This is a genomic window from Streptomyces fulvorobeus, from assembly GCF_013167895.1.
GTDB classification, from domain to species: Bacteria; Actinomycetota; Actinomycetes; order Streptomycetales; family Streptomycetaceae; genus Streptomyces; species Streptomyces fulvorobeus.
This window is the reverse complement of record NZ_BLWC01000001.1, coordinates 3097375-3122434: the sequence shown is the minus strand read 5'-3', so window position 1 is coordinate 3122434 and position 25060 is coordinate 3097375. Positions and strand designations below refer to the sequence as shown.

General features: G+C 71.2%; 23 protein-coding genes. 14 read left to right on the top strand and 9 right to left on the bottom strand.

The features are described 5' to 3' along the window. Positions 1-54: 54 nt before the first annotated feature. Positions 55-1755 carry a phenylacetic acid degradation protein PaaN gene (gene paaN / locus Sfulv_RS14090; RefSeq protein ID WP_173314023.1) on the bottom strand — a complete coding sequence of 567 codons (1701 nt, stop codon included), beginning with the start codon at positions 1753-1755 and terminating at the stop codon, positions 55-57. Between the two features lie 123 nt (positions 1756-1878). Between paaN and Sfulv_RS14085 the strand changes: the two genes are divergently transcribed. After that, on the top strand, positions 1879-2472 hold the full coding sequence (locus tag Sfulv_RS14085; protein WP_173314022.1) for a TetR/AcrR family transcriptional regulator: 594 nt from the start codon (positions 1879-1881) through the stop codon (positions 2470-2472). Here the strand turns inward: Sfulv_RS14085 and Sfulv_RS14080 are convergent. Next, positions 2462-2992, bottom strand: coding sequence for an Lrp/AsnC family transcriptional regulator (locus Sfulv_RS14080; RefSeq protein WP_371874665.1), 531 nt, complete (start codon positions 2990-2992; stop codon positions 2462-2464). The two genes, Sfulv_RS14085 and Sfulv_RS14080, sit on opposite strands and share 11 nt — an antisense overlap. Before the next feature lie 210 nt (positions 2993-3202). Between Sfulv_RS14080 and pdhA (Sfulv_RS14075) the strand changes: the two genes are divergently transcribed. The 7 genes from pdhA (Sfulv_RS14075) (at position 3203) to Sfulv_RS14045 (ending at position 11793) form a co-directional block, all read left to right on the top strand. Continuing rightward, a complete protein-coding gene (gene pdhA, locus Sfulv_RS14075; RefSeq protein ID WP_173314021.1) occupies positions 3203-4363 on the top strand; it encodes a pyruvate dehydrogenase (acetyl-transferring) E1 component subunit alpha in 1161 nt (386 codons plus the stop codon). Next, a complete protein-coding gene (locus tag Sfulv_RS14070; RefSeq protein ID WP_173314020.1) occupies positions 4360-5391 on the top strand; it encodes an alpha-ketoacid dehydrogenase subunit beta in 1032 nt (343 codons plus the stop codon). The genes pdhA (Sfulv_RS14075) and Sfulv_RS14070 overlap by 4 nt, the downstream gene beginning before the upstream one ends. Continuing rightward, positions 5391-6788 carry a dihydrolipoamide acetyltransferase family protein gene (locus tag Sfulv_RS14065; protein ID WP_173314019.1) on the top strand — a complete coding sequence of 466 codons (1398 nt, stop codon included), beginning with the start codon at positions 5391-5393 and terminating at the stop codon, positions 6786-6788. The genes Sfulv_RS14070 and Sfulv_RS14065 overlap by 1 nt, the downstream gene beginning before the upstream one ends. A gap of 150 nt (positions 6789-6938) precedes the next feature. After that, positions 6939-7814 carry a DUF6457 domain-containing protein gene (locus tag Sfulv_RS14060; protein ID WP_173314018.1) on the top strand — a complete coding sequence of 292 codons (876 nt, stop codon included), beginning with the start codon at positions 6939-6941 and terminating at the stop codon, positions 7812-7814. Positions 7815-8239: 425 nt separating this feature from the next. Further along, positions 8240-9631: a molybdopterin molybdotransferase MoeA gene (locus Sfulv_RS14055; protein ID WP_371874717.1), complete on the top strand. Its 1392-nt coding sequence runs from the start codon at positions 8240-8242 to the stop codon at positions 9629-9631. Beyond that, positions 9589-10725, top strand: a complete 1137-nt coding sequence (locus Sfulv_RS14050; protein WP_256668921.1) for a potassium channel family protein — start codon at positions 9589-9591, stop codon at positions 10723-10725. Before Sfulv_RS14055 ends, Sfulv_RS14050 begins: the two co-directional genes overlap by 43 nt. A gap of 78 nt (positions 10726-10803) precedes the next feature. Beyond that, on the top strand, positions 10804-11793 hold the full coding sequence (locus Sfulv_RS14045; RefSeq protein ID WP_173314016.1) for an NAD(P)H-quinone oxidoreductase: 990 nt from the start codon (positions 10804-10806) through the stop codon (positions 11791-11793). A gap of 167 nt (positions 11794-11960) precedes the next feature. Here Sfulv_RS14045 and Sfulv_RS14040 read toward each other — a convergent pair whose 3' ends face one another. The 3 genes from Sfulv_RS14040 to Sfulv_RS14030 all read right to left on the bottom strand — a co-directional run bounded on the left by Sfulv_RS14040 (position 11961) and on the right by Sfulv_RS14030 (position 15299). Further along, positions 11961-12509: a bacterial proteasome activator family protein gene (locus tag Sfulv_RS14040; protein ID WP_173314015.1), complete on the bottom strand. Its 549-nt coding sequence runs from the start codon at positions 12507-12509 to the stop codon at positions 11961-11963. Positions 12510-12617: 108 nt separating this feature from the next. Beyond that, entirely contained in the window at positions 12618-13388 is a 771-nt protein-coding gene (locus Sfulv_RS14035; protein WP_173314014.1) for a hypothetical protein, read from the bottom strand. A 273-nt stretch (positions 13389-13661) separates the two neighbouring features. Next, positions 13662-15299: a protein kinase domain-containing protein gene (locus Sfulv_RS14030; RefSeq protein WP_173314013.1), complete on the bottom strand. Its 1638-nt coding sequence runs from the start codon at positions 15297-15299 to the stop codon at positions 13662-13664. A gap of 303 nt (positions 15300-15602) precedes the next feature. Here Sfulv_RS14030 and Sfulv_RS14025 point away from each other — a divergent pair, with 303 nt between their 5' ends. Beyond that, positions 15603-17207 (top strand): protein kinase domain-containing protein, encoded by a 1605-nt coding sequence (locus Sfulv_RS14025; RefSeq protein WP_173314012.1) that lies wholly within the window; start codon positions 15603-15605, stop codon positions 17205-17207. Between the two features lie 28 nt (positions 17208-17235). On the opposite strand, the gene Sfulv_RS14020 is transcribed toward Sfulv_RS14025, so the two are convergent. The 3 genes from Sfulv_RS14020 to Sfulv_RS14010 form a co-directional block, all read right to left on the bottom strand. Beyond that, positions 17236-18240 carry a phosphotransferase gene (locus Sfulv_RS14020; RefSeq protein WP_173317841.1) on the bottom strand — a complete coding sequence of 335 codons (1005 nt, stop codon included), beginning with the start codon at positions 18238-18240 and terminating at the stop codon, positions 17236-17238. A 63-nt stretch (positions 18241-18303) separates the two neighbouring features. Next, positions 18304-18729, bottom strand: coding sequence for a pyridoxamine 5'-phosphate oxidase family protein (locus tag Sfulv_RS14015; protein WP_173314011.1), 426 nt, complete (start codon positions 18727-18729; stop codon positions 18304-18306). A gap of 117 nt (positions 18730-18846) precedes the next feature. Beyond that, positions 18847-19506 (bottom strand): response regulator, encoded by a 660-nt coding sequence (locus Sfulv_RS14010; RefSeq protein ID WP_173314010.1) that lies wholly within the window; start codon positions 19504-19506, stop codon positions 18847-18849. Positions 19507-19843: 337 nt separating this feature from the next. Here Sfulv_RS14010 and pdhA (Sfulv_RS14005) point away from each other — a divergent pair, with 337 nt between their 5' ends. The 3 genes from pdhA (Sfulv_RS14005) to Sfulv_RS13995 are packed head-to-tail and all read left to right on the top strand — an operon-like array spanning position 19844 to position 23402. Beyond that, a complete protein-coding gene (gene pdhA, locus Sfulv_RS14005; RefSeq protein WP_173314009.1) occupies positions 19844-21001 on the top strand; it encodes a pyruvate dehydrogenase (acetyl-transferring) E1 component subunit alpha in 1158 nt (385 codons plus the stop codon). A gap of 2 nt (positions 21002-21003) precedes the next feature. Beyond that, the gene (locus Sfulv_RS14000; RefSeq protein ID WP_173314008.1) at positions 21004-21984 is read left to right on the top strand and encodes an alpha-ketoacid dehydrogenase subunit beta; all 981 of its coding nucleotides are present in this window, start codon (positions 21004-21006) and stop codon (positions 21982-21984) included. Between the two features lie 11 nt (positions 21985-21995). Next, the gene (locus tag Sfulv_RS13995) at positions 21996-23402 is read left to right on the top strand and encodes a dihydrolipoamide acetyltransferase family protein (RefSeq protein ID WP_173314007.1); all 1407 of its coding nucleotides are present in this window, start codon (positions 21996-21998) and stop codon (positions 23400-23402) included. Between the two features lie 71 nt (positions 23403-23473). On the opposite strand, the gene Sfulv_RS30395 is transcribed toward Sfulv_RS13995, so the two are convergent. Next, positions 23474-23611, bottom strand: a complete 138-nt coding sequence (locus Sfulv_RS30395; RefSeq protein WP_246353118.1) for an ATP-binding protein — start codon at positions 23609-23611, stop codon at positions 23474-23476. Positions 23612-23944: 333 nt separating this feature from the next. On the opposite strand from Sfulv_RS30395, the gene Sfulv_RS13985 reads away from it, so the two are divergent. Together Sfulv_RS13985 and Sfulv_RS13980 are read left to right on the top strand one after the other, a co-directional pair. Then, positions 23945-24823, top strand: coding sequence for a helix-turn-helix domain-containing protein (locus tag Sfulv_RS13985; RefSeq protein WP_173314006.1), 879 nt, complete (start codon positions 23945-23947; stop codon positions 24821-24823). A 2-nt stretch (positions 24824-24825) separates the two neighbouring features. Next, a complete protein-coding gene (locus Sfulv_RS13980; protein ID WP_173314005.1) occupies positions 24826-25002 on the top strand; it encodes a DUF397 domain-containing protein in 177 nt (58 codons plus the stop codon). Positions 25003-25060 lie beyond the last annotated feature (58 nt).

Genomic DNA, 25060 nt, shown 5'->3' with positions numbered 1-25060 from the left:
GGGGTTGTGCCCCCGGGCCACCCCCGGTCCTCCGGAAGGGCTGAGCGGTGGGTCCTATGCCTGGCGGCGGACCTCCACCACCCGGAAGCGGTTCGCGACGAACGCGCCGTCACACAACGCCGCGTTCGCCGCGGGGTTTCCGCCCGAACCGTGGAAGTCCGAGAACGCCGCCGTCTGGTTGACGTACACCCCGCCGGTCAGGTTCAGCGAGAGCTGGGCCGCCTCCTCGAAGCAGACGTCCTCCACCTCCCGCTCGACCTCGGGGGACGTGGTGTACGCGCCGACCGTCATCGCGCCCTTCTCGCGGACCGTGCGCCTCAGCAGGGCCAGCGCGTCCGCCGTCGACTCGACCGCGACCGCGAACGAGACCGGGCCGAAGCATTCCGACAGGTAAGCGGCGCCGTCGTCCTGCTTGGTGCCGTCGAGCTTGACGATGACCGGTGTACGGACCACCGCGTCGGGGAAGTCGGCGTTGGCCACCGTCCGCGACGGCAGCGCCACCTCGCCCAGTTCCGCGGCGCCGTCCACCCTGGCCTTCACGTCCGGGTTGACCAGGGCGCCGAGCAGGGCGCCCGCGCGGGCGTCGTCGCCGAGGAGGCCGGTGACGGCGGCGGCGATGTCCGTGACGACGTCGTCGTACGACTTGTCGCCCGCGTCCGTCGTGATGCCCCCGCGGGGGATCAGCAGATTCTGCGGGGTGGTGCACATCTGGCCGCTGTAGAGCGAGAGCGAGAACGCCAGGTTGGCGAGCATGCCGCGGTAGTCGTCGGTGGAGTCGATGACGATCGTGTTGACCCCCGCCTTCTCCGTGTAGACCTGCGCCTGGCGGGCGTTCGCCTCGAGCCAGTCACCGAAGGCGGTCGAACCCGTGTAGTCGATGATCTTGACCTCGGGGCGCAGCGCCAGGGTCTTGGCGATGCCCTCGCGCGGCCGCTCGGCGGCCAGGGCGATCAGGTTGGGGTCGAAACCGGCCTCCGTGAGGACCTCGCGTGCCAGCCGCACCGTGAGCGCCAGGGGCAGCACCGCGCGCGGGTGCGGCTTGACCAGGACCGGATTGCCGGTGGCGAGGGAGGCGAAGATGCCCGGGTAGCTGTTCCACGTCGGGAAGGTGTTGCAGCCGATCAGCAGCGAGACGCCGCGGCCCACCGCTGTGAACGACTTGCTCAGCTTGAGCGGGTCGCGCTTGCCCTGCGGCTTGGACCAGTCGGCGGTCAGCGGGGTGCGCACCTGCTCCGCGTACGCGTAGGCCACCGCTTCCAGGCCGCGGTCTTGGGCGTGCGGGCCGCCTGCCTGGAACGCCATCAGGAACGCCTGCCCGCTGGTGTGCATCACGGCGAGGGCCAGCTCGTGGGTGCGGGCACTGATCCGGGACAGGATCTCCAGACAGACCAGGGCCCTTGTCTCCGGTCCCGCCTCGCGCCACGCGCCCATGCCCGCCGTCATGGCCGGCAGCAGCACGTCCGGGTCGGCGTGGGGGTACTCGACGCCGAGCGCGAGCCCGTACGGCGAGGTCTCGCCGCCCGTCCATCCGTCGGTGCCCGGCTGGCCGAGGTCGAGCCGGGTGTTCAGCACGGCGTCGAACGCGGCCTTGCCCTCGGCCGGACCGAGGCTGCCGGGGGCGCCGCCCTCGCCGTACGCCTTCGGGTGCTCGGGGTGCGGGGACCAGTAGGCGCGCGTCCCGATGGCGTCGAGGGCCTGGTCGAGCGTCGGTCGGTGGGTCTCGGACAGCTGCTGGGGGGAGAGCTCGGCGGCCATGACGGACCAACTCCTCATCGAGCTGGGCAGGGACGGGCGGACGGAGTTAGAGTAACCGAACGATCGGTCGGGGCAAGGGCCCCCGAGAAACCTGTGGACAACTCATGGGGGAGGATCGCGGGCATGACTACCGCCAAGCGGGACACGTACACGCCTGAGACGCTCCTCACCGTGGCCGTGCGTGTCTTCAACGAGCGCGGCTACGACGGCACCTCCATGGAGCACCTCTCCAAGGCGGCCGGCATCTCCAAGTCGTCCATCTACCACCATGTGAGTGGCAAGGAGGAGCTGCTGAGGCGGGCTGTCAGCCGGGCGCTCGACGGTCTCTTCGCGATCCTGGAGGAGTCCGGCGCGACGGACGGGCGCACGATCGAACGGGTCGAGTACGTGACGCGGCGCACCGTCGAGGTGCTGACGACCGAGCTCCCCTACGTCACGCTGCTGCTGCGCGTCCGGGGCAACACCCAGACCGAGCGGTGGGCGCTGGAGCGTCGGCGCGAGTTCGACCAGCGGGTCTCTGAACTGCTCAAGGCGGCGGTGGCGGACGGCGATCTCCGTGCGGACGTGGACATACGCCTGGCCACTCGGCTGCTCTTCGGGATGGTGAACTCCCTGGTCGAGTGGTACCGCCCGCAGCCCGGCGGCCCGGCGGAGGCGGAGCAGCTGGCGGACACGGTGGTGCAGCTGGCGTTCGAGGGGATGCGGGTCACCCGCTGACGGGGTCCTGGCTGAGTTCGGTGGGGCCTGGATCGAGATCGGTCTCCTCGAACACCAGCAGAGTCCGGGTGGAGAGCACCTCGGGGATGGCCTGGATCCTGGTGAGGACGAGTTCGCGCAGAGCCCGGTTGTCGGGGGTGTGGACCAGAAGCAGTACGTCGAAGTCGCCGCTGACCAGCGCGATGTGAGTGGCTCCCGGTAGTGCCTGCAACTGCTCGCGCACCGTGCGCCACGAGTTCTGCACGATCTTGAGCGTGATGTACGCGGAGGCGCCCTGCCCCGCCCGCTCGTGGTCCACCCGCGCGCTGAACCCGCGGATCACGCCGTCCTCCACGAGCCGGTTGATCCGGGAGTAGGCGTTGGCGCGCGAGACGTGGACGCGGTCGGCGACCGAACGTATCGAGGCGCGGCCGTCCGACCGAAGGATGCGGAGGATGTCGCGGTCGATGACGTCGAGCGGCCTGGCGGGCGGCACGGGCCCGGTCTCCTCGCCCCTCTCGGCCATTTGTTCAGACGCCATCTCCCCGTGCCTCCCTGTTGTGGACGACCTGCCTCTATCCCAGGCTGTGGAGAACCGTTTGTCCACAGGCTGGCGACGCCTGTAGCCAAAATGGTTCCGCGACCGAACAATCGGTAGGTGAGGCGCACCACACCCGCGCCTCCCCATCCCTCGACATATCGAAATATTTCGACACTCCTCGATATACCTCGATGCCAGGAGGTGCTTCCCATGACGGTCCAAGAGCTGCCAGGCGCGGCTGCCTACCGGCCCACGCCGCCCCCGGCCTGGAAGCCGCTCACCGATCCGGCACCGCTGCTCCCGGACCCCGAGCCGTACCGCGTGCTCGGCACGGACGCCGCAGCCGACGCGGACCCCGCCCTCCTGCTGCGGCTCTACACCGAGCTGGTGCGCGGCCGCCGGTACAACGCGCAGGCCACGGCTCTGACCAAGCAGGGCCGGCTCGCCGTCTACCCGTCGAGCACCGGGCAGGAGGCGTGCGAGATCGCCGCCGCGCTGGTGCTGGAGGAGAGGGACTGGCTCTTCCCCAGTTACCGCGACACCCTGGCGGCCGTGGCGCGCGGACTCGACCCCGTCGAGGCGCTGACCCTCCTGCGCGGCGACCGGCACACCGGATACGACCCGCGTGAGCACCGCATCGCCCCGCTCTGCACCCCGCTCGCCACCCAGCTGCCGCACGCGGTGGGGCTGGCCCACGCCGCGCGCCTCAAGGGCGACGACGTGGTCGCGCTCGCCATGGTCGGCGACGGCGGCACGAGCGAGGGCGACTTCCACGAGGCACTGAACTTCGCGGCCGTCTGGCGTGCCCCGGTCGTCTTCCTCGTCCAGAACAACGGCTTCGCGATCTCCGTCCCGCTTGCCAAGCAGACGGCGGCGCCCTCCCTGGCCCACAAGGCCGTGGGATACGGAATGCCCGGCCGGCTGGTCGACGGCAACGACGCGGCCGCTGTGCACCAGGTCCTCGGTGAGGCGGTGGCCCGCGCCCGGCGTGGTGAAGGACCGACGCTCGTGGAGGCCGTCACCTACCGCATGGACGCCCATACGAACGCCGACGACGCCACCCGGTACCGGGGGGACAGCGAGGTCGAGGCGTGGCGGGCGCACGACCCGATCCGGCTCCTGGAGCGGGAGCTGACCGGGCGCGGTCTCCTGGACGATGACGGCATCGTGGCGGCGAAGGAGGCGGCGGACGTGATGGCCGCCGGACTGCGCGAGCGGATGAACGCCGATCCGGTGCTGGACCCGATGAGTCTGTTCGCGCACGTCTACGCGGAGCAGACGGAGCAGCTGCGCGAGCAGGCGGCCCGCCTGCGTGTCGAGCTGGAGGCCGAGCACGACCAGCACGACGACGACGCGGAGGAACGGCGATGACGACCGCAGCGGCGGTTGCCGGTACGCGGACGGGGAAACCGAGACCGGCCACGATGGCGCAGGCCCTCGGGCGTGCGCTGCGCGACTCGATGGCCGAGGACCCCTCGGTGCACGTCCTCGGGGAGGACGTCGGCACCCTCGGCGGGGTCTTCAGGGTCACCGACGGACTGGCCAAGGAGTTCGGTGACGACCGGTGTACGGACACCCCGCTGGCCGAGGCGGGAATCCTCGGAGCGGCCGTCGGTATGGCGATGTACGGACTGCGGCCCGTGGTGGAGATGCAGTTCGACGCCTTCGCCTATCCGGCGTTCGAACAGCTGATCAGCCATGTCGCCAAGATGCGTAACCGGACCGGCGGCGCCATGCCGCTGCCGATCACGGTGCGGGTGCCGTACGGCGGCGGAATCGGCGGCGTGGAGCATCACAGCGACTCCTCCGAGGCGTACTACATGGCCACCCCCGGACTGCACGTCGTCACCCCGGCCACGGTCGACGACGCGTACGGACTGCTGAGGGCCTCGATCGCCTCCGACGACCCGGTGATCTTCCTTGAGCCGAAGCGGCTGTACTGGTCGAAGGCCGCCTGGTCACCGGAGGCCCCGGCACCTGTCGAGCCGATAGGCAGGGCTGTCGTACGCCGTACCGGGCGCAGCGCGACCCTCATCACGTACGGGCCGTCACTGCCGGTCTGCCTGGAGGCGGCGGAGGCCGCGGTCGCCGAGGGCTGGGACCTCGAAGTGGTGGATCTGCGCTCACTGGTGCCGTTCGACGACGAGACCGTTGCCGCGTCCGTGCGGCGTACGGGGCGGGCCGTGGTCGTCCACGAGTCCGCCGGGTTCGGCGGCCCTGGCGGGGAGATCGCCGCCCGGGTCACCGAGAGGTGCTTCCACCATCTGGAGGCGCCGGTTCTGAGAGTCGCCGGATTCGACATCCCGTATCCGGCGCCGATGCTGGAACGGCACCATCTGCCGGGAGTGGACCGGGTGCTCGACGCGGTGGCCCGGTTGCAGTGGGAGGCGGACAGCTGATGGCCCAGGTGCTGGAATTCAAGCTGCCGGACCTCGGAGAGGGGCTGACCGAGGCGGAGATCGTGCGCTGGCTGGTGGAGGTCGGTGATGTCGTCGCCATCGACCAGCCGGTCGTCGAGGTCGAGACGGCCAAGGCGATGGTGGAGGTGCCGTGTCCCTACGGGGGCGTGGTGACCGCGCGGTTCGGTGAGGAGGGCGCGGAACTCCCGGTCGGAGCACCGCTGCTGACGGTGGCGGTCGGGTCGCCGGAAGCCGGTGAGGAGTCAGGGACGACCGGTTCCGGCGCGGCCGGTGCGGAGTCGTCCGGCAACGTCCTGGTGGGCTACGGCACGGGCGCCCCGGCGGCGCGCCGGCGCAGGGTCAGGCCCGAGCCGGTGTCGGCGCGGGCCGCGACGGCCACCCCGACGCCTGCGCCCGCCCCGATGCCTGCGCCTGCGCCGACGCCCGCGCCGGTGCCCGCCACGGCGGAGGTGCGGGGGCCCGTGGCCGTCGTCTCGCCCCTTGTACGGAAGCTTGCCCGGCAGCACGACATCGACCTGCGTCAGGTGACGGGATCGGGGCGCGAGGGACTGATCCTGCGCGCCGATGTCGAGGCCGCGATCCGGGAATTGAAGGAGCGGACGGCCGGGGTCGCCGCAGCGGTGGTGGATACGCCGGCCCTCGCCGGCTCGTCACCGCAGGCGGTGCCCGGTGCCGGTGATGAGCGCATTCCGTTGCGCGGGGTGCGCGGCGCGGTGGCCGACAAGTTGTCGCGCAGCAGACACGAGATCCCTGACGCGACGTGCTGGGTGGACGCCGATGCCACCGAGCTGATGGCGGCGAGAGCGGCGATGAACGGCGCCGTCGGTCCCTCGGCGGGCCCCAAGGTCTCGGTGCTCGCCCTGCTGGCCCGCATCTGTACGGCGGCCCTGGCGAAGTTCCCCGAGCTGAACTCGACCGTGGACCCGGCCGCCCGGGAGATCGTGCGGCTGCGCGACATCCATCTCGGGTTCGCCGCGCAGACAGAGCGCGGGCTGGTCGTGCCGGTCGTCCGTGACGCGCGGTCCCGGAGCGTGGAGTCGCTCGGCGCCGAGATCGGCCGGCTGACGGAGGCGGCCCGTACGGGAAGGCTCACACCGGCCGAGCTGACCGGCGGGACGTTCACGCTGAACAACTACGGGGTGTTCGGAGTGGACGGTTCCACCCCGATCATCAACCACCCGGAGGCGGCGATGCTCGGGGTCGGCCGGATTCTGCCCAGGCCATGGGTGCACGGAGGTGAACTGGCCGTGCGCCAGGTCGTCCAGCTCTCGCTGACGTTCGACCACCGGGTCTGCGACGGAGGTACGGCGGGCGGGTTCCTCCGGTATGTGGCCGACTGTGTGGAACAGCCGGCGGTGCTGTTGCGCACGGTGTGAGCCATGGCGTGTGACGGAGGGGAGGCGCGGGGCGCCGTGCGGAGGCGCGGGGCGTAGGGCGTACGGCGTCGTGCGGAGGGGCGACCGGAGTGCGGTGAGTGTCCGGTCCCCGAGGCTCCGGCAGAGATGGGCCGCACGCATACTCGGGGCATGACCGCCTATGACGCCATCGTTCTTGCCGGAGGAGCCGCCCGACGCCTCGGCGGCGCCGACAAGCCAGGGGTCCTTGTCGGCGGCCGGTCGCTGCTCGACCGGGTTCTCGCGGCGTGCGCCGGAGCCGGGACCACCGTGGTGGTGGGTGGCCGGCGGCCGACCGGGCGGCCCGTGACCTGGACGCGGGAAGTCCCGGCCGGCGGAGGACCGTTGGCGGCGCTCGGCGCCGGGGTCCGGCACACGACGGCGGAGTTCCTGCTCGTACTCTCCGCCGACCTGCCGTTTCTCGGGGCCTCCACTGTCGGAGCGCTGCTGGACGCCGCCGGGCAGGAGGGCCGGGAGGGCGCGCTGTGCACCGATCCCGGCGGGCGGGACCAGCCGCTGGTCGCGGTGTACCGGGCCGAGCCGCTGCGCCGGGAACTCGCGCTCGTGGCCACCGAGCACGGCAGTCCGGCCGGGCTGCCGCTGCGGTTGCTGACGGACGAGCTGGATCTCGCCCGTGTCGACGCCGGTCCGCTGGACTCTTTCGACTGCGACACCTGGGAGGACATCGCCACTGCCCGGGCCCGTATCAGGGAGCATGGGACCGTGCTGGACGAATGGATCACCGCAGTCAAGAACGAACTCGGCATCGACCTCGACGTCGACACCGGCCTCCTGCTCGACCTCGCCCGCGACGCCGCGCACGGCGTCGCCCGGCCCGCCGCGCCTCTGACCACCTTCCTGGTCGGGTACGCGGCGGCCAGGGCCGGGGGCGGTGACGGCCCGGCATCGGCCGAAGCGGTGGCCGAGGCCGTCCGCAAGGCCACCGCCCTCGCCCTCCGGTGGGAGGAAGAGGCGGCGGGGGCCACGAACGAGGCCGACCCGCAGTGAGCAGGCGTCGCGGGGGCGGTGGTGGCGATGACGTTCGGGGCAGCGGTGCCGGGGGCGGTCCCGGGGGCGGTGGCTTCGGGGCGGAGGGCTTCGCGGCGGGCTCCAAGGGGGCCGAGGGTTCGGGACCAGGCTCCGGTTCCGGTGCCCGGTCCCAGCGCGGCGGGCAGACGCCGGACGGTTCCGTGAGGTCTGCGGGCGCCGCGTCGCACGCGGGCGGCGCAGCGGTCCCGGGCGCCGTCTCCCACCCCGGTGGTACGTCGGACTCCGGTGCCGCGTCGAGCCAGCGCGCCGCGTCCAGCCCCACCGCGTCCAACCTCACCGCCGACGCCCCCACCGCGAAGCTCTCCGCCCACGACCCCACCACTCACGTCCCTACCGCCCACGCCTCCACCACCGCCTCTGCTCCCGCGCCCGGTGTGGCCCCGATGGTCGGGATGGCGGCGGAGGATGAGCGGGCTGTTGAGGAGGCTTTGGCTCTTGTGGCCCCGAACCGGGTTCGTCCTTCCTCTGTTCCTTCCGACGGGCCGTGTCGTCCGGACGGTCCCAGCGGCCCGGACAGCCCTCACCAGCCAGGCCGTCCGGGGAAGCGGGAGACCTCATGGGCCGACGCGCGCGCCCTGGCCGCGCGGGCGGGCCGTGAGGTTCCACGGGCCGCGCTCCGGCTCCCCCTCGACCGGGCGCTCGGACATGTCCTCGCCGAGCCGCTCCACGCGCTCACCGATCTCCCCTCCTTCGACACCTCCGCCATGGACGGCTGGGTCGTCGCAGGGCCGGGACCGTGGGCCGTCCAGAGGGGCGAAGGGCTGCTCGCCGGGCACGGCGCCCCCGCCGCGCTGCCCGACGGCGAGGCCGTCCGGATCGCCACCGGAGCCCGTATCCCGGCGGACGCCACGGCCGTCATCCGCAGCGAACACGCGCACATCGACGAAGCCAAGGGGCTCCTCTACGGTCAGCGCGAGGTCGTTCAGGGGCAGGACATCAGGCCGCGTGGCCAGGAGTGCCGGACCGGGGACCGGCTCCTGCCCGCCGGCACCCTGGTGACCCCCGCCGTCATGGGGCTGGCCGCCGCTGCCGGCTACGACGCCGTGGCCGCCGTGCCCCGCCCCCGCGTCGACGTCCTCGTACTCGGCGACGAACTCCTCACCGCCGGCCTCCCGCACGACGGGCTGATCCGGGACGCGCTCGGCCCCATGCTCGGTCCCTGGCTGAGGGCCCTGGGTGCGGAGGCCGGCGAGCCCCGCCGGCTCGGCGACGACCCCGCCGCGCTGCGCCATGCCCTCACCACCTCGGATGCCGACCTGGTCGTGACCACCGGAGGCACGGCTGCCGGGCCGGTCGATCACGTCCATCCGGTGCTCGCCGAAGCCGGCGCCGAGCTGCTGGTCGACGGCGTCGGCGTCCGCCCCGGCCACCCCATGCTGCTGGCCCGGCTCGCACCCCGAGGGCCGTACGTCGTAGGGCTGCCCGGCAATCCCCTGGCCGCCGTCTCCGGTCTGCTCACGCTGGCCGAGCCTCTGCTGAGGGGCATCGCGGGGCGGACCGCCCAGCCCCCGTACCGGGCGCTCGTCCATGACGAGGTGCAGGGTCATCCGCACGACACCCGGCTCGTTCCCGTCGTCCATCGTGCGGAGCGCGGGGACGGGTTGGACCACGTCGTGCCCCTGCACTACAACGGTCCCGCCATGCTCCGGGGGATCGCCGCCGCGGACGGGTTGGCAGTGGTGCCACCTGGCGGGGTACGGTCCGGCACCGAGGTGGAGATCCTCGATCTGCCGTGGGCCTCGGCGACGCCGTGGACGGAAGGGTGTTTCACGTGAAACTTCCCGGCCAGGATGCGATGGCCAGGCGCGCCGAGGAGCATGTCGTCCCCACCCGGGTGATGCTGCCCCGCCGGATCATGGACCGGCCGCTGAGACAGGTCGCCAAGCGGCTGGCCATGGCGCTGATGGTGCTGGCGGCCACGGTCCTGATCGTCTATGTGGACCGCCATGAGTACCACGACAACGCCGACAACCGGGTCGACTTCCTCGACGCCGTCTACTACGCGACGGTGACGCTGTCGACCACCGGTTACGGCGACATCGTCCCGTACGGCGACGCCGCCCGGCTCACCAACGTGCTCCTGGTGACGCCCCTGCGCGTGCTGTTCCTGATCATCCTGGTCGGCACCACCCTTGAGGTCCTGACGGAACGGACCCGCGAGGACTTCCGGCTGAACCGTTGGAGAAGCAACTTGCGTGAACACACCGTGGTCGTCGGCTTCGGCACGAAGGGCCGTTCCGCGATCCAGACGCTGTGCAGCACGGGCCTGAAGAAGGAACAGATCGTTGTCGTCGACCCGGCTTCGAAAGTGATCGAGGCGGCCAACGCCGAGGGCTTCGTGGGCGTGCTGGGCGATGCGACGCGCAGCGATGTGCTGCTGCGCGCGGAGATCCAGAAGGCGCGTCAGATCATCATCGCCACCCAGCGCGACGACACCGCCGTCCTGGTGGCGCTGACGGCACGCCAGCTCAACCGCGGCGCCAAGATCGTCGCCGCCGTGCGCGAGGAGGAGAACGCGCCGCTGCTCCGGCAGTCCGGCGCCGACGCGGTGATCACCAGCGCCAGCGCGGCCGGGCGACTGCTCGGTCTCTCCGTGCTCAGCCCGAGCGCGGGCACGGTCATGGAGGACCTGATCCAGCAGGGCAGCGGACTCGACCTCATCGAACGGCCGGTGATAAAGGCCGAGGTGGGCAAGAACGTGCGCGAGGTCGAGGACCTGGTCGTCAGTGTGCTGCGCGGACACCGGTTGCTCGGTTACGACGACCCGGCGGCCAGTCCGCTGCAACTGACGGACCGCCTCATCACGATCGTGCGGGCCTCTCCGTCCCACACGGGGCCGAGCGGTCCTCAGGGGAACGGGCTGCGGTAGCGGACCGGCCGGCGGGATTCGGGGGCCGGGTGAGTCGGCCGAATGCCGGGACGCCTCCCACGGAGTAGCCTCGCGGCCATGTATGCGATCACGATCCCCGAACCCGGTGGCCCCGAGGCACTCGTCTGGGCCGAGGTGCCCGATCCCGTACCCAGCGAGGGCGAGGTCCTCGTCGAGGTCGCGTCCAGCGCGGTCAACCGTGCCGACGTGCTGCAGCGGCAGGGCTTCTACAACCCGCCGCCCGGCGCCTCCCCCTACCCCGGCCTGGAGTGCGCCGGCCGCGTCGTGGCGCTCGGCCCCGGGACCACGGGCTGGACGGTCGGCGACGAGGTGTGCGGACTGCTCTCCGGAGGCGGTTACGCGGAGAAGGTCGCCGTGCCCGCCGGTCAGCTCCTCCCCGTACCCGAGGGTGTGGACCTGACGACGGCCGCGGCGCTGCCCGAGGTGACCGCGACCGTCTGGTCCAACGTCTTCATGGTGGCGCATCTGCGCCCCGGCGAGGTCCTGCTGGTGCACGGTGGGTCCAGTGGCATCGGCACGATGGCCATCCAGCTGGCCAAGGCGGTCGGCGCACGTGTCGCGGTGACCGCGGGCGGGCCCGAGAAGCTGGCGCGCTGCGCGGAGCTCGGGGCGGACATCCTCATCGACTACCGCGAGCAGGACTTCGTGGAGGAGATCCACAAGGCCACGGACGGCGCGGGCGCCGACGTCATCCTCGACATCATCGGGGCGAAGTACCTGGACCGGAACGTGCGGGCACTCGCCGTCAACGGCCGCCTCGCGATCATCGGCCTTCAGGGCGGCGTCAAGAGTGAGCTGAACCTGAGCACCCTGCTGAACAAGCGGGCCGCGGTCACGGCCACCTCCCTGCGAGGGCGCCCGCTCGTGGAGAAGGCGGCGATCATCGCGGCTGTGCGCGAGCACGTCTGGCCTCTGATCGGCAGTGGCGTGGTCCGGCCGGTCGTGGACCGCGCCGTACCGATGACGGATGCCGCGGAGGCGCACCGGGTGCTGGAATCCAGCACCCACATCGGCAAGGTGCTTCTGATCGCTCCGTCAGCCGCCTGACCCGCCCGTCGGCCCCGTCGGCTCGGTCGGCTTCGCCCGCTTCGTACCTGCCAGGCGCCCGTACCTGCCAGGCGCCCGGCCGCTGGCTGCTGAATGCCGGCTGCGCAGTGCCGACACGAGCAGGGCCCGGCACATGACATCGCGTCATGTGCCGGGCCCTGTGGTGCTTAGAGGTACGGGCCGGACCTGATCGGTCCGTGCGGGTCCGAGCCGCCTTCCTCGTCCTCGTGGCCCGAACCCGGCGGCAGAGCACGCCGCATCTGTTCCAGCTGCGCGCGGGCCGCCATCTGCTGGGCGAACAGGGCCGTCTGGATTCCGTGGAAGAGCCCTTCCAGCCAGCCGACCAGCTGGGCCTGCGCGATCCTCAGTTCCGCTTCCGACGGCACCGACTCCTCGGTGAACGGCAGGGAGAGCCGCTCCAGCTCCTCCACCAGTTCCGGCGCCAGCCCGTCCTCCAGTTCCTTCACGGAACTGGCGTGGATCTCCTTGAGCCTGACCCGGCTCGCCTCGTCGAGAGGAGCCGCCCTGACCTCCTCCAGGAGTTGCTTGATCATGCTGCCGATGCGCATGACCTTCGCGGGCTGTTCGACCATTTCCGTCACCGGGACCTCGCGGGATTCGTCGCCACTGTCACCGCCGCCGATTGCCATTCCATCCTGTCCTACCACGAGGACTTGGGGGTGATCGTGCGACCGGTCATTCCTCGGCATCTCCATGCCGCCATTGTCTCGCACACGGGCCGTACACCACGGTGGTGCCCCCGGGAACGGTTGATCCACCACTTTCCAGAGCACCGGAACAGCCGAGCGGGCCCGCGTGCCGCCTCAGAGGGCGCGGCGCATCCGCAGTGCGAGGAACCCCAGCCCGAGACCGACCAGCGCGATTCCCGCACCGAGCGACACCTCCTGGACCTGCCGCACGGCGGGCCCGTCCATCGCCTGGGGAGCCGGGCGGGGTGACGCACCTGGGGTGACATCCTCGGGCAGTGCCTCGCCGAGGTCCGGCGCCGGCTTCTCCTCCTCTTCGAGGAGGGAGTCGGCGCGGGCGATCTCGATCGGCGAGAGCGAACGTCCGGGACGGGCGCGGCCCGCTCCCGCCGGTCTCCCCGCGAGCGGGGAGACGTCGGCCGAAGCGGAGGGGCTCGCCGACGAGCCGGCGGGCGGAACCGTGACGCCGGAGGACGGCTTCGCGCGGCCGGAGGCGGCCGGGGCCGGCGCGGACGTCGGGGCGGAGGGGGTGGCCGACGCCGAACCGGAGGTCGTTGCCGAAGGACGCCCGGACGGCCCAGGGGCCGGTACGTGGAGCCACGGCGGTGGCGCCGTGGGGCGGGACGGGGGAGCGGTCGTGGCAGGGGCGGAGGGGCCGCTCGTGGACGTACCCGCGAGTTCCCCGGAGCGGGGAGCCGGCGCGAGCGGTCCGCGCGCACCCGTGCCGGCCAGGAGCGGGACTGCCGGGCGGTGCGCGGCCCCGCCGGGCGGCCGCTCCGCCGCGTACGTCCAGCCGACGGGTCCCAGCGCCGCGACCGCGGTCATCGCCAGGCAGAGCAGGCAGCGCGACGGCCGGGGCCGCCGAGACGGGAGGAGTCCTGGAGCCATGCGCCCAGAGTCACATGGGCCGCGAGGTCCGGCATCCCGGGGGGTGCGTCGGGAGGCGCCGGGAGCGTGCCCACACCTATGTCCGGTGTCCGGGACCTGCGGCCAGAAGTGCGCCCGGAACGTGCGCCCCGGGGGCGCCGAAGGTGTTCCGGACTGCGCCGAAGGCGAAGGAGCGGCGAAGGAGCTCCTGGGCTGCGCCGAAAGGGGTGCTGAAAAGACCTGCGCGGAGGCGCCGGGCCGCGCCCCCAACCGGGCACCCCCACAGCCCCCGCGTCAGGCCGGGTCGCCCGTGGAGATCCTCAGTTCGAAGTGGGCGCCGCGCTCCGGGATCGCCGTACCGGAGGACGGGAACTGGTCCACGACCTGGTCCTCCGCGTACGTGTTGCCCGGGACCTCGATGACCTTGACCGTCCAGCCTGCCGCGTTGACGCACGCCTTGGCCGAGAGGACGTCCTTGTAGATGAAGTTCGGCGCCTGCACCTTCTGCGGGTCGTCCGAGTCCTCGCGGGCGTCCGTGCAGTCCTCCTCGTCCATCGTCCGGTTCCGCTCCGGCGGCTTGTGCTCGCCGGCCACCGCCGTCTCCCCGGTACCCGGATCGCCGTTCTTGCTGTCCGGGTCATCGCCGCCCAGGTTCAGCGCCGCGATGAGGCCGCCGATCGCGAGGAGCGCGACCACGACCGAACCCACGATGACCGGCATGTTCCGCCTCGGGCCGCCGCCCTGGCCGCCCGTCGACTGCGGGGACAGCGTGTACGGCGGCGGGGTCCCGTGCGCGGGCGGGGCCGGGGTCCCGTACGGCTGCGGGTAGCCGTAGCCCGGGGTGGGCGCCGGGGTCTGCCCGTACGGACCGGGCTGCTGGTACGGCTGGTGCGTCTGGTGGGGCTGCGGCTGGTACGGCGTCTGCACGCCCTGCGGCGGAGGCATGACCTGGTCGACCGGCGGGAAGACGGCCGAACCGACCCCCGCGCCGCTGTTCCCCGGGGTTCCGCTGCCGCCGACGATCACCGGGGCGCCGGACCGGCCGCCCGCGTTCAGCACGCGGGTGACCTCGTCCTGCATCGCCGCTGCGCTCGGGAAGCGCTCGTTCGGGTTCTTCTTCAGCGCGCGGGCGACGAGCGCGTCCATCGCGGGAGTGATCGAGCGGTTGATGGTCGACGGGGCGACCGGCTCCTCCTGCACATGCGCGTACGCGATGGCCAGCGGCGAGTCCGCGTCGAACGGAATCCGCCCCGTGAGCAACTGGAACAGCATGATGCCGACCGAGTACAGATCGGACCGCGCGTCCACCCCGCGCCCCAGGGCCTGCTCGGGCGAGAGGTACTGGGGGGTGCCGACGACCATGCCGGTCTGCGTCATCGACGTCACGCCCGACTGCATGGCGCGCGCGATGCCGAAGTCCATGACCTTGACGATGCCGCGCTTGGTCATCATCACGTTGCCGGGCTTGATGTCCCGGTGGACCAGGCCCATCTCGTGGCTGGTCTCCAGCGCGGCCAGCACGTCGGCCGTCACCTTGAGCGCCTTGTCGGCCGGCATCGCGCCGTACTGCTGGATGTCCGCCTGGAGGACGGAGCCGAGCGGCTGGCCCTCGACGTACTCCATGACGATGTACGGCATCAGCGCGCCGCCGAGCTCGTCCTCGCCGGTGTCGAAGACCGAGACGATGTTGGTGTGCTGGAGCTTCGCGACCGCCTGCGCCTCGCGCCTGAAGCGCTCACGGAAGGACTGCTCGCGCCCCAGCTCCGTGTGCAGCGTCTTGATCGCGACCTGACGGTCGAGCGCCGAGTCGTACGCGAGGTACACGGAAGCCATCCCGCCCTCGCCGAGCAGGTCGCGCAGCTGGTAGCGGCCACCGGCGACCGAACCGCCCGCATAGCGACCCTGAGCGCCGTGTGCGCCGTCCTGGCTCATGACTTGCTTCCCCCTCGGCGCGCACCGTGTGACCGTGACGCGAAGATCCCGTATTCCGGCCAAGTCTGCCCGAGGGGTACGACACGTCAAGCCGGGTGCCCGTTCCGTGACCCTACGCGTGGGAAGCGTCTCGGAAGCGTTACAGGAACCGCATGTAATTTGCCTCGACGGCACGCGAGCCGATTGGATGGCCCGTCCCTCACGGAACCGGGGTGCCGGGCGGAGCCTGTAGCGTGACCTGGCAATGCAGCAAGGCACCCGTGACACCCGCGGACGCGCGGACAGAAACGACGGCGAGGACTGATGGCACCCGAATCCGAAGCAAACGGCGGCGGAGTTTCGGATGGCACCGACTCCTGGGGCACCGGCGGTGTGGTCGGTGACGGGCGCTACCGGATGACCCACCGGCTCGGCCGCGGCGGGATGGCCGAGGTCTACGCCGCGGAGGACGTCCGTCTGGGCCGCACGGTGGCGGTGAAACTGCTCCGTTCCGACCTCGCGGAGGACCCGGTCTCCAAGGCCCGGTTCACGCGCGAGGCCCAGTCCGTGGCGGGCCTCAACCACCATGCGATCGTCGCCGTGTACGACTCCGGCGAGGACGTCGTGGGCGGCAGGACCGTCCCGTACATCGTGATGGAGCTCGTCGAGGGCAACACCATCCGCGATCTCCTGCTCAACGCCGAGTCCCCGCCGCCCGAGCAGGCGCTGATCATCGTCTCCGGTGTGCTGGAGGCGCTGGCGTACTCGCACCAGCACGGCATCGTGCACCGCGACATCAAGCCCGCCAACGTGATCATCACGCACTCCGGCGCGGTCAAGGTCATGGACTTCGGCATCGCCCGTGCGCTGCACGGCGCGCAGTCGACGATGACCCAGACCGGCATGGTCATGGGCACACCCCAGTACCTCTCCCCCGAGCAGGCGCTCGGCAAGGCGGTCGACCACCGCTCCGACCTGTACGCCACCGGCTGTCTGCTCTACGAGCTGCTGGCCCTGCGGCCGCCGTTCACCGGCGAGACCCCGCTCTCCGTGGTCTACCAGCACGTCCAGGACATCCCCGTCCCGCCGTCCGACGTCTCGGACGGTGTGCCGCCGGAGCTGGACGGGATGGTGATGCGCTCGCTCGCGAAGGACCCGGACGACCGGTTCCAGAGCGCCGAGGAGATGCGCGGACTCGTCCAGTACAGCCTGCAGATGCTCCAGGTCCAGGGCGGCCACACGGGTACGTGGAACACCGGCCCCGTCCAGGCGCGGGAGGCCGGTCACACCTCGCCGATGGGCCCGGTGGGCGGTACGGCCGCGATGGGCTACCCGGCGCACGGGGACACCTCGCAGGGGCCGATCCTGCCGCCGGTCAACCCCGATGACGGCGGTTACGTCGGCGGCCGGCGCGACGGCGGACGAGGCCGCGGCAAGATGTGGCTGTTCGTCCTCCTCGCCCTGGTCGCGATCGGGGCCGGTGTGGCGTTCGCCGTCAACGCGGCGGACGACCCCGGCAAGAAGAAGGCCCCGGTGCCCGCCACCACCTCGGTCTCGCCCACCCCGTCGAAGACGACGCAGAAGCCGTCCGAGAAGCCGACGGAGAAGACCGAGGCACCGGACACGTCCACGGGCGGCCAGTGGCAGCCCACCGATGAGCCCGACACCTGGTCTCCCGCTCCGAAGCCCACCAAGCCGACCACAAAGCCGACCACGCAGCCGCCCACCACCGCACCGGGCACCGCCGAGGGCGGCACGGGTGACGACGAGGGTTCGGGTGACGACGGCGGCGCCGGGGACGAGGGCGGCACGGGCGACGACGAGGGTACGACCGAGGGGACGACCGAAGGCACCACCGAGGGAGCCGCCGAAGGCGCGTCGGAAGGTGCCGGCGACGCCGCCGGCACCGTCGCGGGCGCCACTCCGTAAGGAGTCCGCGCCCGGGCGCCCGAGGTGTTCACCGCGTGAACGCCTCGCACACCGCCTCGTACTCGCGCGTCCACCACACCGCCAGGGCCGACACCGCGGGGAACTGCGGGTCGGCCCTGCGGTCGTGCAGACGGTAGCGCCAGCGCAGTATCCAGAAGTCGTTGAGCCGTTCCCACCAGACCCGGTGCACGGCGGCCGCCAGCTCCGCGGCGCCCGCGCCCGCCGCCCGGCGGTAGGCGCGCGCGTAGGCTCCCACCTTCTCCAGGTCCAGTTCCCCGGCCGGCCGCACGAAGAAGATCGCCGCCGCCCGCACCGCCTCCTCCGCGCGCGGCTGCACGCCGAGCCGGTCCCAGTCGACGATCGCGACCGGGTCGGCGCCCCGGTAGAGCAGGTTCAGCGGATGGAAGTCGCCGTGCACCCATCCGGTGGCCGGTCCGTCCGGGGTGGGCGGCCTGCGGTGGGCGTGCTGTTCGAGCAGGGCGCGGCGCTCGACGAGACGGTGTACGGCCAGTTCGTCGAAGGCGTCCCGGGGGCGCGTCCCGCGGGCGGCGGCCAGCAGTTCGTCGATCAGTTCGAAGGTCTCCGCGGGGTCGGGGCTCCGGTATCCGGGCCGGGGCGGCAGCCCGCTGCCCGGCCCCATGACCTGCTCCAGAGCGGTGTGTACGGCTCCGAGCAGGGCACCCAGCCGCCGGGACTGGGCGGCCGTCAGCTCGGCGCCCACCCGGTGGAGGCCGTCCACCCAGGGGTGCAGGGCGTAGCAGCGGCCGTCGATCACCGTCACCGTGTCACCCTCCGTGTCCGCGAGCGGCGGGGCGACGGGCACGCCGAGGGAGTGGAGCCGCTGGGTGGCCCGGTGCTGGCGGACGATCGTGGCGCGGTCGCCCGTGGCGTCGTCGAGATGGTGCTTGTCCAGGTGGTGCTTGAGGAAGTACGCGCCCCGCGTGGTGGATACGCGGTAGCCGTGGTTGAGGAGGCCCTTGGTGAGGGGCTCGCAGGCCAGCGGCTCACCGGCGCCGGGGTAGCGGCGCAGCACCTCGCCGACCGGGGGAACAGGTGGACGGGTTGCATATGAGCGCGGCACTTACCAAATGCTAGATCACTCTGTGTGGCCGGTTCGCTGAGTTGCGTGGAAGCCCAAGGTGTGCAAGGTGACGAAGTGGGGTTCGAGCCGGAGATAGACCGGATCGAAGGGTTCGCCATTGGCGGTGAGGGGCGCGGGGCCGAAGAGTTCCTGCTGCTCGGGACAGGGATGGGCGATCTCGGCCGGGCCGGTGAACTGCACGGACCAGGGGTCGTCGCCGCGGTCGGCCGCGGTGTTGAAGTTGTCGGCCCCGTACGCGATGACGGTCCCGTCGCACGACTCGTGGTGGCCGAGCCCCCGGTGCAGCCGCAGGAGCACCTGGTCCTCCGTGACGACGTGACGGGCCACGGCCAGGATGGGAAGCGCCCGCCTGCTTGTCGCCAGGCGCCCGTACGGCACCCGGCCGAGCAGCTCGATCGCGCGGAGTTCCTCAGAGGCCATGCGTCCACTGTCCGCCAGCCGTAGGGGCCGGGTAAGGGTCCGCGGCCCCGGTTGGCGCGGGACCAAAGTCCCGTCGCCACCCGGAGCCGCGGGGCAAGACGTGGCGGAGAGGGGCGCTCAGCGCCGTTCGGCCTGGAGGCGGGCCACGTAGGCCGCGGCCTGGGAGCGGCGCTCCATGCCGAGCTTGGCCAGCAGGCTGGACACGTAGTTCTTGATGGTCTTCTCGGCGAGGTGGAGGCGTTCGCCGATCACCCGGTTGGTGAGCCCCTCCCCGATGAGGTCGAGGATCTTGCGCTCCTGTTCGGTGAGGCCGGCCAGTTCGTCGCCGCCCTTGCCCTTCGGCCCGTCCCGCAGCCGCTCCAGCACCCGGGCGGTCGCCGCCGGGTCCAGCAGGGATTTGCCGGCCGCCACGTCCCGTACCGCGCTCAGCAGTTCGTTGCCGCGGATCGCCTTCAGTACGTAACCGGAGGCACCGGCCATGATCGCGTCGAAAAGGGCCTCGTCGTCGGCGTACGACGTGAGCATCAGGCATTTGATGTTCTCGTCCTGGGAGCGGACCTCGCGGCAGACCTCCACCCCGCTGCCGTCCGGCAGCCGTACGTCGAGGACCGCCACATCGGGGCGGGTCGCGGGGATGCGGACCAGCGCGTCCGCCGCCGTGCCCGCCTCTCCGACCACCTCGATATCGGCTTCGGAGGAGAGCAGTTCATGCACTCCGCGGCGGACCACTTCGTGGTCGTCCAACAGAAATACGGTGATTTTTCCATCTTCGCGCACAAACGCAGTCTCACACACTCCCCCCTTCCCTGCCGCTGTCGGCCGGGATAACGTGCCGTTGTTCCGGCGGCCTGCAAGGCTGTTACCAGTGCTGTGACCAGCGAGAGTTCCCGATTTTCTCGATTTACTTGGAAATCCAAGCAAAATCGCAGGTCAGAGAGGGTTTCGCAGTTATGCGATGCACTGGGTAACGTGCTTTTGACAGGGTGCTCGCCGGGGCACCTGTCACGCCTGTTCCCGGCCGAGCGGCACCCACCCCGTGCACGGGTCCGGACACAGGCGAGCCGCACTGGTTCCCGGCAGACCCCGGGGGCCGGACCGACGGAGGAGCACGCACGTGACCGTGGAGAGCACTGCCGCGCGCAGACCGCGACGCAGCAGCAAGCGGACCAGCGCCGCGAAGACGCCACAGAGTTCCGAGCCCCCACTCGTACAGCTGCTGACGCCCGAGGGCGAGCGTGTCGAGCACCCGGACTACGGGATCGACCTGACCGCGGACGAGATCCGCGGTCTCTACCGGGACATGGTCCTGACCCGGCGTTTCGACGCCGAGGCCACCGCGCTCCAGCGTCAGGGCGAGCTGGGCCTGTGGGCCTCGCTGCTGGGCCAGGAGGCCGCGCAGATCGGCTCCGGCCGTGCGCTGCGCGACGACGACTACGTCTTCCCGACCTACCGGGAGCACGGTGTCGCCTGGTGCCGGGGCGTCGATCCGACCAATCTGCTCGGGATGTTCCGCGGCGTGAACCACGGCGGCTGGGACCCGAACACCAACAACTTCCACCTGTACACGATCGTCATCGGTTCGCAGACCCTGCACGCCACCGGCTACGCCATGGGCGTCGCCAAGGACGGCGCGGACTCCGCCGTGATCGCGTACTTCGGTGACGGCGCCTCCAGCCAGGGCGATGTCGCGGAGGCGTTCACCTTCTCCGCCGTCTACAACGCCCCCGTGGTGTTCTTCTGCCAGAACAACCAGTGGGCGATCTCCGAGCCGACCGAGCGCCAGACCCGGGTGCCGCTCTACCAGCGCGCCCAGGGCTACGGCTTCCCGGGCGTCCGGGTCGACGGCAACGACGTGCTCGCCTGCCTGGCCGTCACGAAGTCGGCGCTCGAACGGGCCCGAAGGGGCGAGGGCCCGACCCTCGTCGAGGCGTTCACCTACCGGATGGGTGCCCACACCACCTCCGACGACCCGACGAAGTACCGGGCGGACGAGGAGCGGGCGGCCTGGGAGGCCAAGGACCCGATCCTGCGCCTGCGGACGTACCTGGAGCGGGAGAAGATCGCCGACGAGGCGTTCTTCACCGCGCTGGACGAGGAGAGCGAGACCCTCGGCAAGCGCGTACGGGAAGCGGTCAGGGCGATGCCCGACCCGGACCCGATGTCGCTCTTCGAGCACGGTTACGCGGACGGGAGCAGCCTCGTCGACGAGGAGCGCGCCCAGTTCGCCGCCTACCAGGCATCGTTCGCAGACTCCGCCGAGGAGGGCAACTAGCCATGGCCGTGGAAAAGATGTCCATCGCGAAGGCGCTCAACGAGTCGCTGCGCCTCGCCCTCGACACGGACCCGAAGGTCCTGATCATGGGTGAGGACGTCGGCAAGCTGGGCGGTGTCTTCCGGATCACCGACGGACTCCAGAAGGACTTCGGTGAGGGCCGGGTCATCGACACCCCGCTCGCCGAGTCCGGGATCGTCGGTACGGCGATCGGTATGGCCCTGCGCGGCTACCGGCCGATCGTGGAGATCCAGTTCGACGGGTTCGTCTTCCCCGCGTACGACCAGATCGTCACGCAGCTCGCGAAGATGCACGCCCGCGCGCTGGGCAAGATCAAGCTCCCGGTCGTCGTGCGGATTCCGTACGGTGGCGGCATCGGCGCGGTGGAGCACCACAGCGAGTCGCCCGAGGCCCTGTTCGCGCACGTCGCCGGCCTGAAGGTCGTATCGCCGTCCAACGCGTCCGACGCGTACTGGATGATGCAGCAGGCCGTGCAGAGCGACGACCCGATCATCTTCTTCGAGCCGAAGCGGCGCTACTGGGACAAGGGCGAGGTCGACACCGAGTCCATTCCCGGACCGCTGCACCGGGCGACGGTGGCGCGTACGGGGGCCGACCTCACGCTCGTCGCGTACGGGCCGATGGTGAAGGTCTGCCTGGAGGCGGCCGCGGCCGCGCAGGAGGAGGGGAAGTCGGTCGAGGTCCTGGACCTGCGGTCGATGTCCCCGATCGACTTCGACACGATCCAGACCTCGGTGGAGAAGACCGGCCGGCTGGTCGTCGTCCACGAGGCCCCGGTGTTCTACGGCTCGGGCGCGGAGATCGCCGCCCGCATCACGGAGCGCTGCTTCTACCATCTCGAAGCACCGGTGCTGCGGGTCGGTGGCTACCACGTCCCGTATCCGCCGGCCCGGCTCGAGGACGAGTACCTGCCGGGGCTCGACCGGGTGCTCGACGCCGTCGACCGCTCGCTGGCGTACTGAGGAGAGGGTCCGTGACGACGATGACCGAGACGTCTGCTCGCTTCCGTGAGTTCAAGATGCCCGATGTGGGCGAAGGACTGACCGAGGCGGAGATCCTCAAGTGGTATGTCAAGCCAGGCGACACCGTCACCGACGGCCAGGTCGTGTGCGAGGTCGAGACGGCCAAGGCGGCGGTGGAGCTGCCGATTCCGTTCGACGGCGTGGTGCACGAGCTGCGCTTCCCCGAGGGCACGACCGTCGATGTCGGCCAGGTGATCATCTCGGTGGACGTGGCGCCGGGTGAGGGACCTGTCGAAACGCCGGTGGCCGAGCCCGTGGCGGCTCCGGAACCTGCCGCCGCGCCCGAGGCGCCCAAGACCCGTACGCCGGTCCTGGTGGGCTACGGAGTGGCCGAGTCCTCCACCAAGCGGCGCCCGCGCAAGGGCGCTGAGGTCGCTCAGCAGGCCGCCGCCGCGATACAGGGCGAGCTCAACGGCCACGGCAGCGTGGCCCCGGAGACCCGCCCGCTCGCCAAGCCGCCCGTCCGCAAGCTGGCCAAGGACCTGGGCATCGACCTGGCGACGGTCACGCCGACCGGCAAGGACGGCGTCATCACCCGTGAGGACGTCCACGCGGCGGCCGCACCGGTGACGGCCGGTGAGCCGGCGGCGGCCCCCGCGCCGGAGCCCGCGGCCGCCCCGTCCGCGCAGGTGCCCACCGTCGCGGCCGTCCCGGGTGCCCGGGAGACGCGTATCCCGGTCAAGGGCGTACGCAAGGCCATCGCGCAGGCGATGGTGGGCAGTGCCTTCACGGCTCCGCACGTCACCGAGTTCGTGACCGTCGACGTGACGCGCACGATGAAGCTGGTGGCGCAGCTCAAGGAGGACAAGGACATGGCGGGGGTGCGGGTCAACCCGCTCCTGATCATCGCCAAGGCCCTCCTGGTCGCGATCAAGCGGAATCCCGAGGTCAACGCCGCCTGGGACGAGGCCAACCAGGAGATCGTCCAGAAGCACTACGTGAATCTGGGCATCGCCGCCGCCACGCCGCGCGGCCTGATCGTGCCGAACATCAAGGACGCGCACGAGCAGACCCTGCCCCAGCTGGCCGCCTCGCTCGGCGAACTGGTCGCCACCGCGCGTGAGGGCAGGACCTCTCCCGCCGCGATGGCGGGCGGCACCGTGACGATCACCAACGTCGGCGTGTTCGGCGTCGACACGGGAACGCCGATCCTGAACCCGGGCGAGTCCGCGATCCTCGCGGTCGGTTCGATCAAGCTCCAGCCGTGGGTCCACAAGGGCAAGGTGAAGCCCCGCCAGGTGACCACCCTGGCGCTGTCGTTCGACCACCGCCTGGTGGACGGCGAGCTCGGCTCCAAGGTGCTCGCGGACGTCGCGGCCATCCTGGAACAGCCGAAGCGGCTGATCACCTGGGGGTAATGCCCTTGGGCGGTACGCGTTCGCGGTGGGTCCGTACGTTCTCGGTACGGGCTCACCGGCATGTCCGGGCCTCACCGGACGGAGAGCTCGGCGAACACGGACTTGCCGACGGTAAGGGGCTCGACGCCCCAGTCGTCGGCGAGCTGCGCGACGATCAGGAGCCCTCGCCCGTAACAGTCGTCGGCGTCGGGCCGGCGGAGGTGGGGCACCACTGGAGGACGAGCCGAGCGGCCCGGTGCCGGCTGAGAGTGACGCTGTGAGCGGTGGGGGTGTAGTCGACCCTGTCCTCACGGACGAGGGGGCCGGGGGCGGGGATCTCCTGGGCTGCGGTCATGGACGCGTGCCTCTCGGTGTTCGCGGGCGGTGGCGATATCGCCACTGCCTGGGCAGGGCGGTGCACTTCCGCCGGGCGGCTACCGCTGTGTCAGCGGCTCGGTACTGAACGTAGCGATCCCCCAGGGTTGGGCGCAACTGAAACGGAGACACTTGTCCCCAATGGGGGACGGTCGACGACCCACCCCGTGAGGAGAGAGACTGAGCCGGTGAATCGAGCGACTCAGCAAGGCAATCGGTCGTCAACTGTCCTGGGGCGCAGGTTGGGTAGCGAGCTGCTGCGCCTGCGAGACGAGTCCGGCAAGACTCAACAGCAGGCTGCTCAGGTCATCAGTGCGACCAACTCGAAGATCGTGAAGATGGAGCGGGGCTGGGTTCCGATGAGGGACCCGGACATCCGCACTCTCTGCGAGTTCTACGGTCTTGAGGATGCGAAGCTCGTCAGCCGCCTGCTGGAGGTGGCCCGGCTGGACCGGGAACGCCGCAAGGCGAAGGGCTGGTGGAATCAGTACCCGGAGTTGCGTTCGCTGGTCGAGTATGTGGCGCTCGAAGACATCGCGACCGGGGTCAGGACCTGGCAAGGAGCTTTCGTGCCCGGCCTGCTTCAGACGCCGGACTATGCAAGGGCGCTCGCAGTCGGCAACGCGGACTGGGACGACCCGGAGGAGATCGAGCGCTTCGTCGAAGCGAAGGTCGCCCGCCAAGCACGTCTCGCGGACAGTAATCCGCTCGCGCTGTGGGCGATCGTCGCGGAAGGTGCCCTGCGGCAACTGGTCGGCGGTCGCGAGGTGATGCGTGCGCAGTTGGAGCGTTTGTCGGAGGCGGCTGCCGAGCCAAATGTCACGGTGCAGGTTGTTCCCTTCCTGGCCGGCTCGCACCCGGGTATGACCGGTGCCTTCAGCGTCGTATCGTTCGCTGAACCCGGTGCGATGGACGTGGTTTATATGGACACCACGTCGTCTACGCTGTGGCTGGAGAGCGAGAAGGACGCAGCGCGACACAACGTCACGTTCGGCCGCATCGCCAGAAACGGACTCGCTCCCCGCGATTCCATCGCTCTGATCGGGCGTATTCGTAAGGAGTTGTAGTCGTGCCGAGCTTCGAGTTCGTCAAGTCCAGCTACAGCAGCGGCAACGGCGAATGCGTCGAAGTCGCCCGCAACATCCCCGGCGCCGTAGCCGTCCGCGACTCCAAGCGCCCCGGCGGCCCCGTGCTGGTCCTCGCCCCCACCGCGTGGGACGCGTTCCGGGGTGGGCTCGGCCGGTAGGTGCGGAGACGAGAAAGGGGCCCCGCGCACGCGGGGCCCCTTCGTCGTGCGCCGTAGG

What these genes read in the sequence shown, in the direction of transcription:
- paaN (WP_173314023.1), bottom strand. Translation starts at nt 1,755, where the DNA reads ATGGCCGCCGAGCTCTCCCCCCAGCAGCTGTCCGAGACCCACCGACCG.
- Sfulv_RS14085 (WP_173314022.1), top strand. Translation starts at nt 1,879, where the DNA reads ATGACTACCGCCAAGCGGGACACGTACACGCCTGAGACGCTCCTCACC.
- Sfulv_RS14080 (WP_371874665.1), bottom strand. Translation starts at nt 2,992, where the DNA reads ATGGCGTCTGAACAAATGGCCGAGAGGGGCGAGGAGACCGGGCCCGTG.
- pdhA (WP_173314021.1), top strand. Translation starts at nt 3,203, where the DNA reads ATGACGGTCCAAGAGCTGCCAGGCGCGGCTGCCTACCGGCCCACGCCG.
- Sfulv_RS14070 (WP_173314020.1), top strand. Translation starts at nt 4,360, where the DNA reads ATGACGACCGCAGCGGCGGTTGCCGGTACGCGGACGGGGAAACCGAGA.
- Sfulv_RS14065 (WP_173314019.1), top strand. Translation starts at nt 5,391, where the DNA reads ATGGCCCAGGTGCTGGAATTCAAGCTGCCGGACCTCGGAGAGGGGCTG.
- Sfulv_RS14060 (WP_173314018.1), top strand. Translation starts at nt 6,939, where the DNA reads ATGACCGCCTATGACGCCATCGTTCTTGCCGGAGGAGCCGCCCGACGC.
- Sfulv_RS14055 (WP_371874717.1), top strand. Translation starts at nt 8,240, where the DNA reads ATGGTCGGGATGGCGGCGGAGGATGAGCGGGCTGTTGAGGAGGCTTTG.
- Sfulv_RS14045 (WP_173314016.1), top strand. Translation starts at nt 10,804, where the DNA reads ATGTATGCGATCACGATCCCCGAACCCGGTGGCCCCGAGGCACTCGTC.
- Sfulv_RS14040 (WP_173314015.1), bottom strand. Translation starts at nt 12,509, where the DNA reads ATGGAGATGCCGAGGAATGACCGGTCGCACGATCACCCCCAAGTCCTC.
- Sfulv_RS14035 (WP_173314014.1), bottom strand. Translation starts at nt 13,388, where the DNA reads ATGGCTCCAGGACTCCTCCCGTCTCGGCGGCCCCGGCCGTCGCGCTGC.
- Sfulv_RS14030 (WP_173314013.1), bottom strand. Translation starts at nt 15,299, where the DNA reads ATGAGCCAGGACGGCGCACACGGCGCTCAGGGTCGCTATGCGGGCGGT.
- Sfulv_RS14025 (WP_173314012.1), top strand. Translation starts at nt 15,603, where the DNA reads ATGGCACCCGAATCCGAAGCAAACGGCGGCGGAGTTTCGGATGGCACC.
- Sfulv_RS14015 (WP_173314011.1), bottom strand. Translation starts at nt 18,729, where the DNA reads ATGGCCTCTGAGGAACTCCGCGCGATCGAGCTGCTCGGCCGGGTGCCG.
- Sfulv_RS14000 (WP_173314008.1), top strand. Translation starts at nt 21,004, where the DNA reads ATGGCCGTGGAAAAGATGTCCATCGCGAAGGCGCTCAACGAGTCGCTG.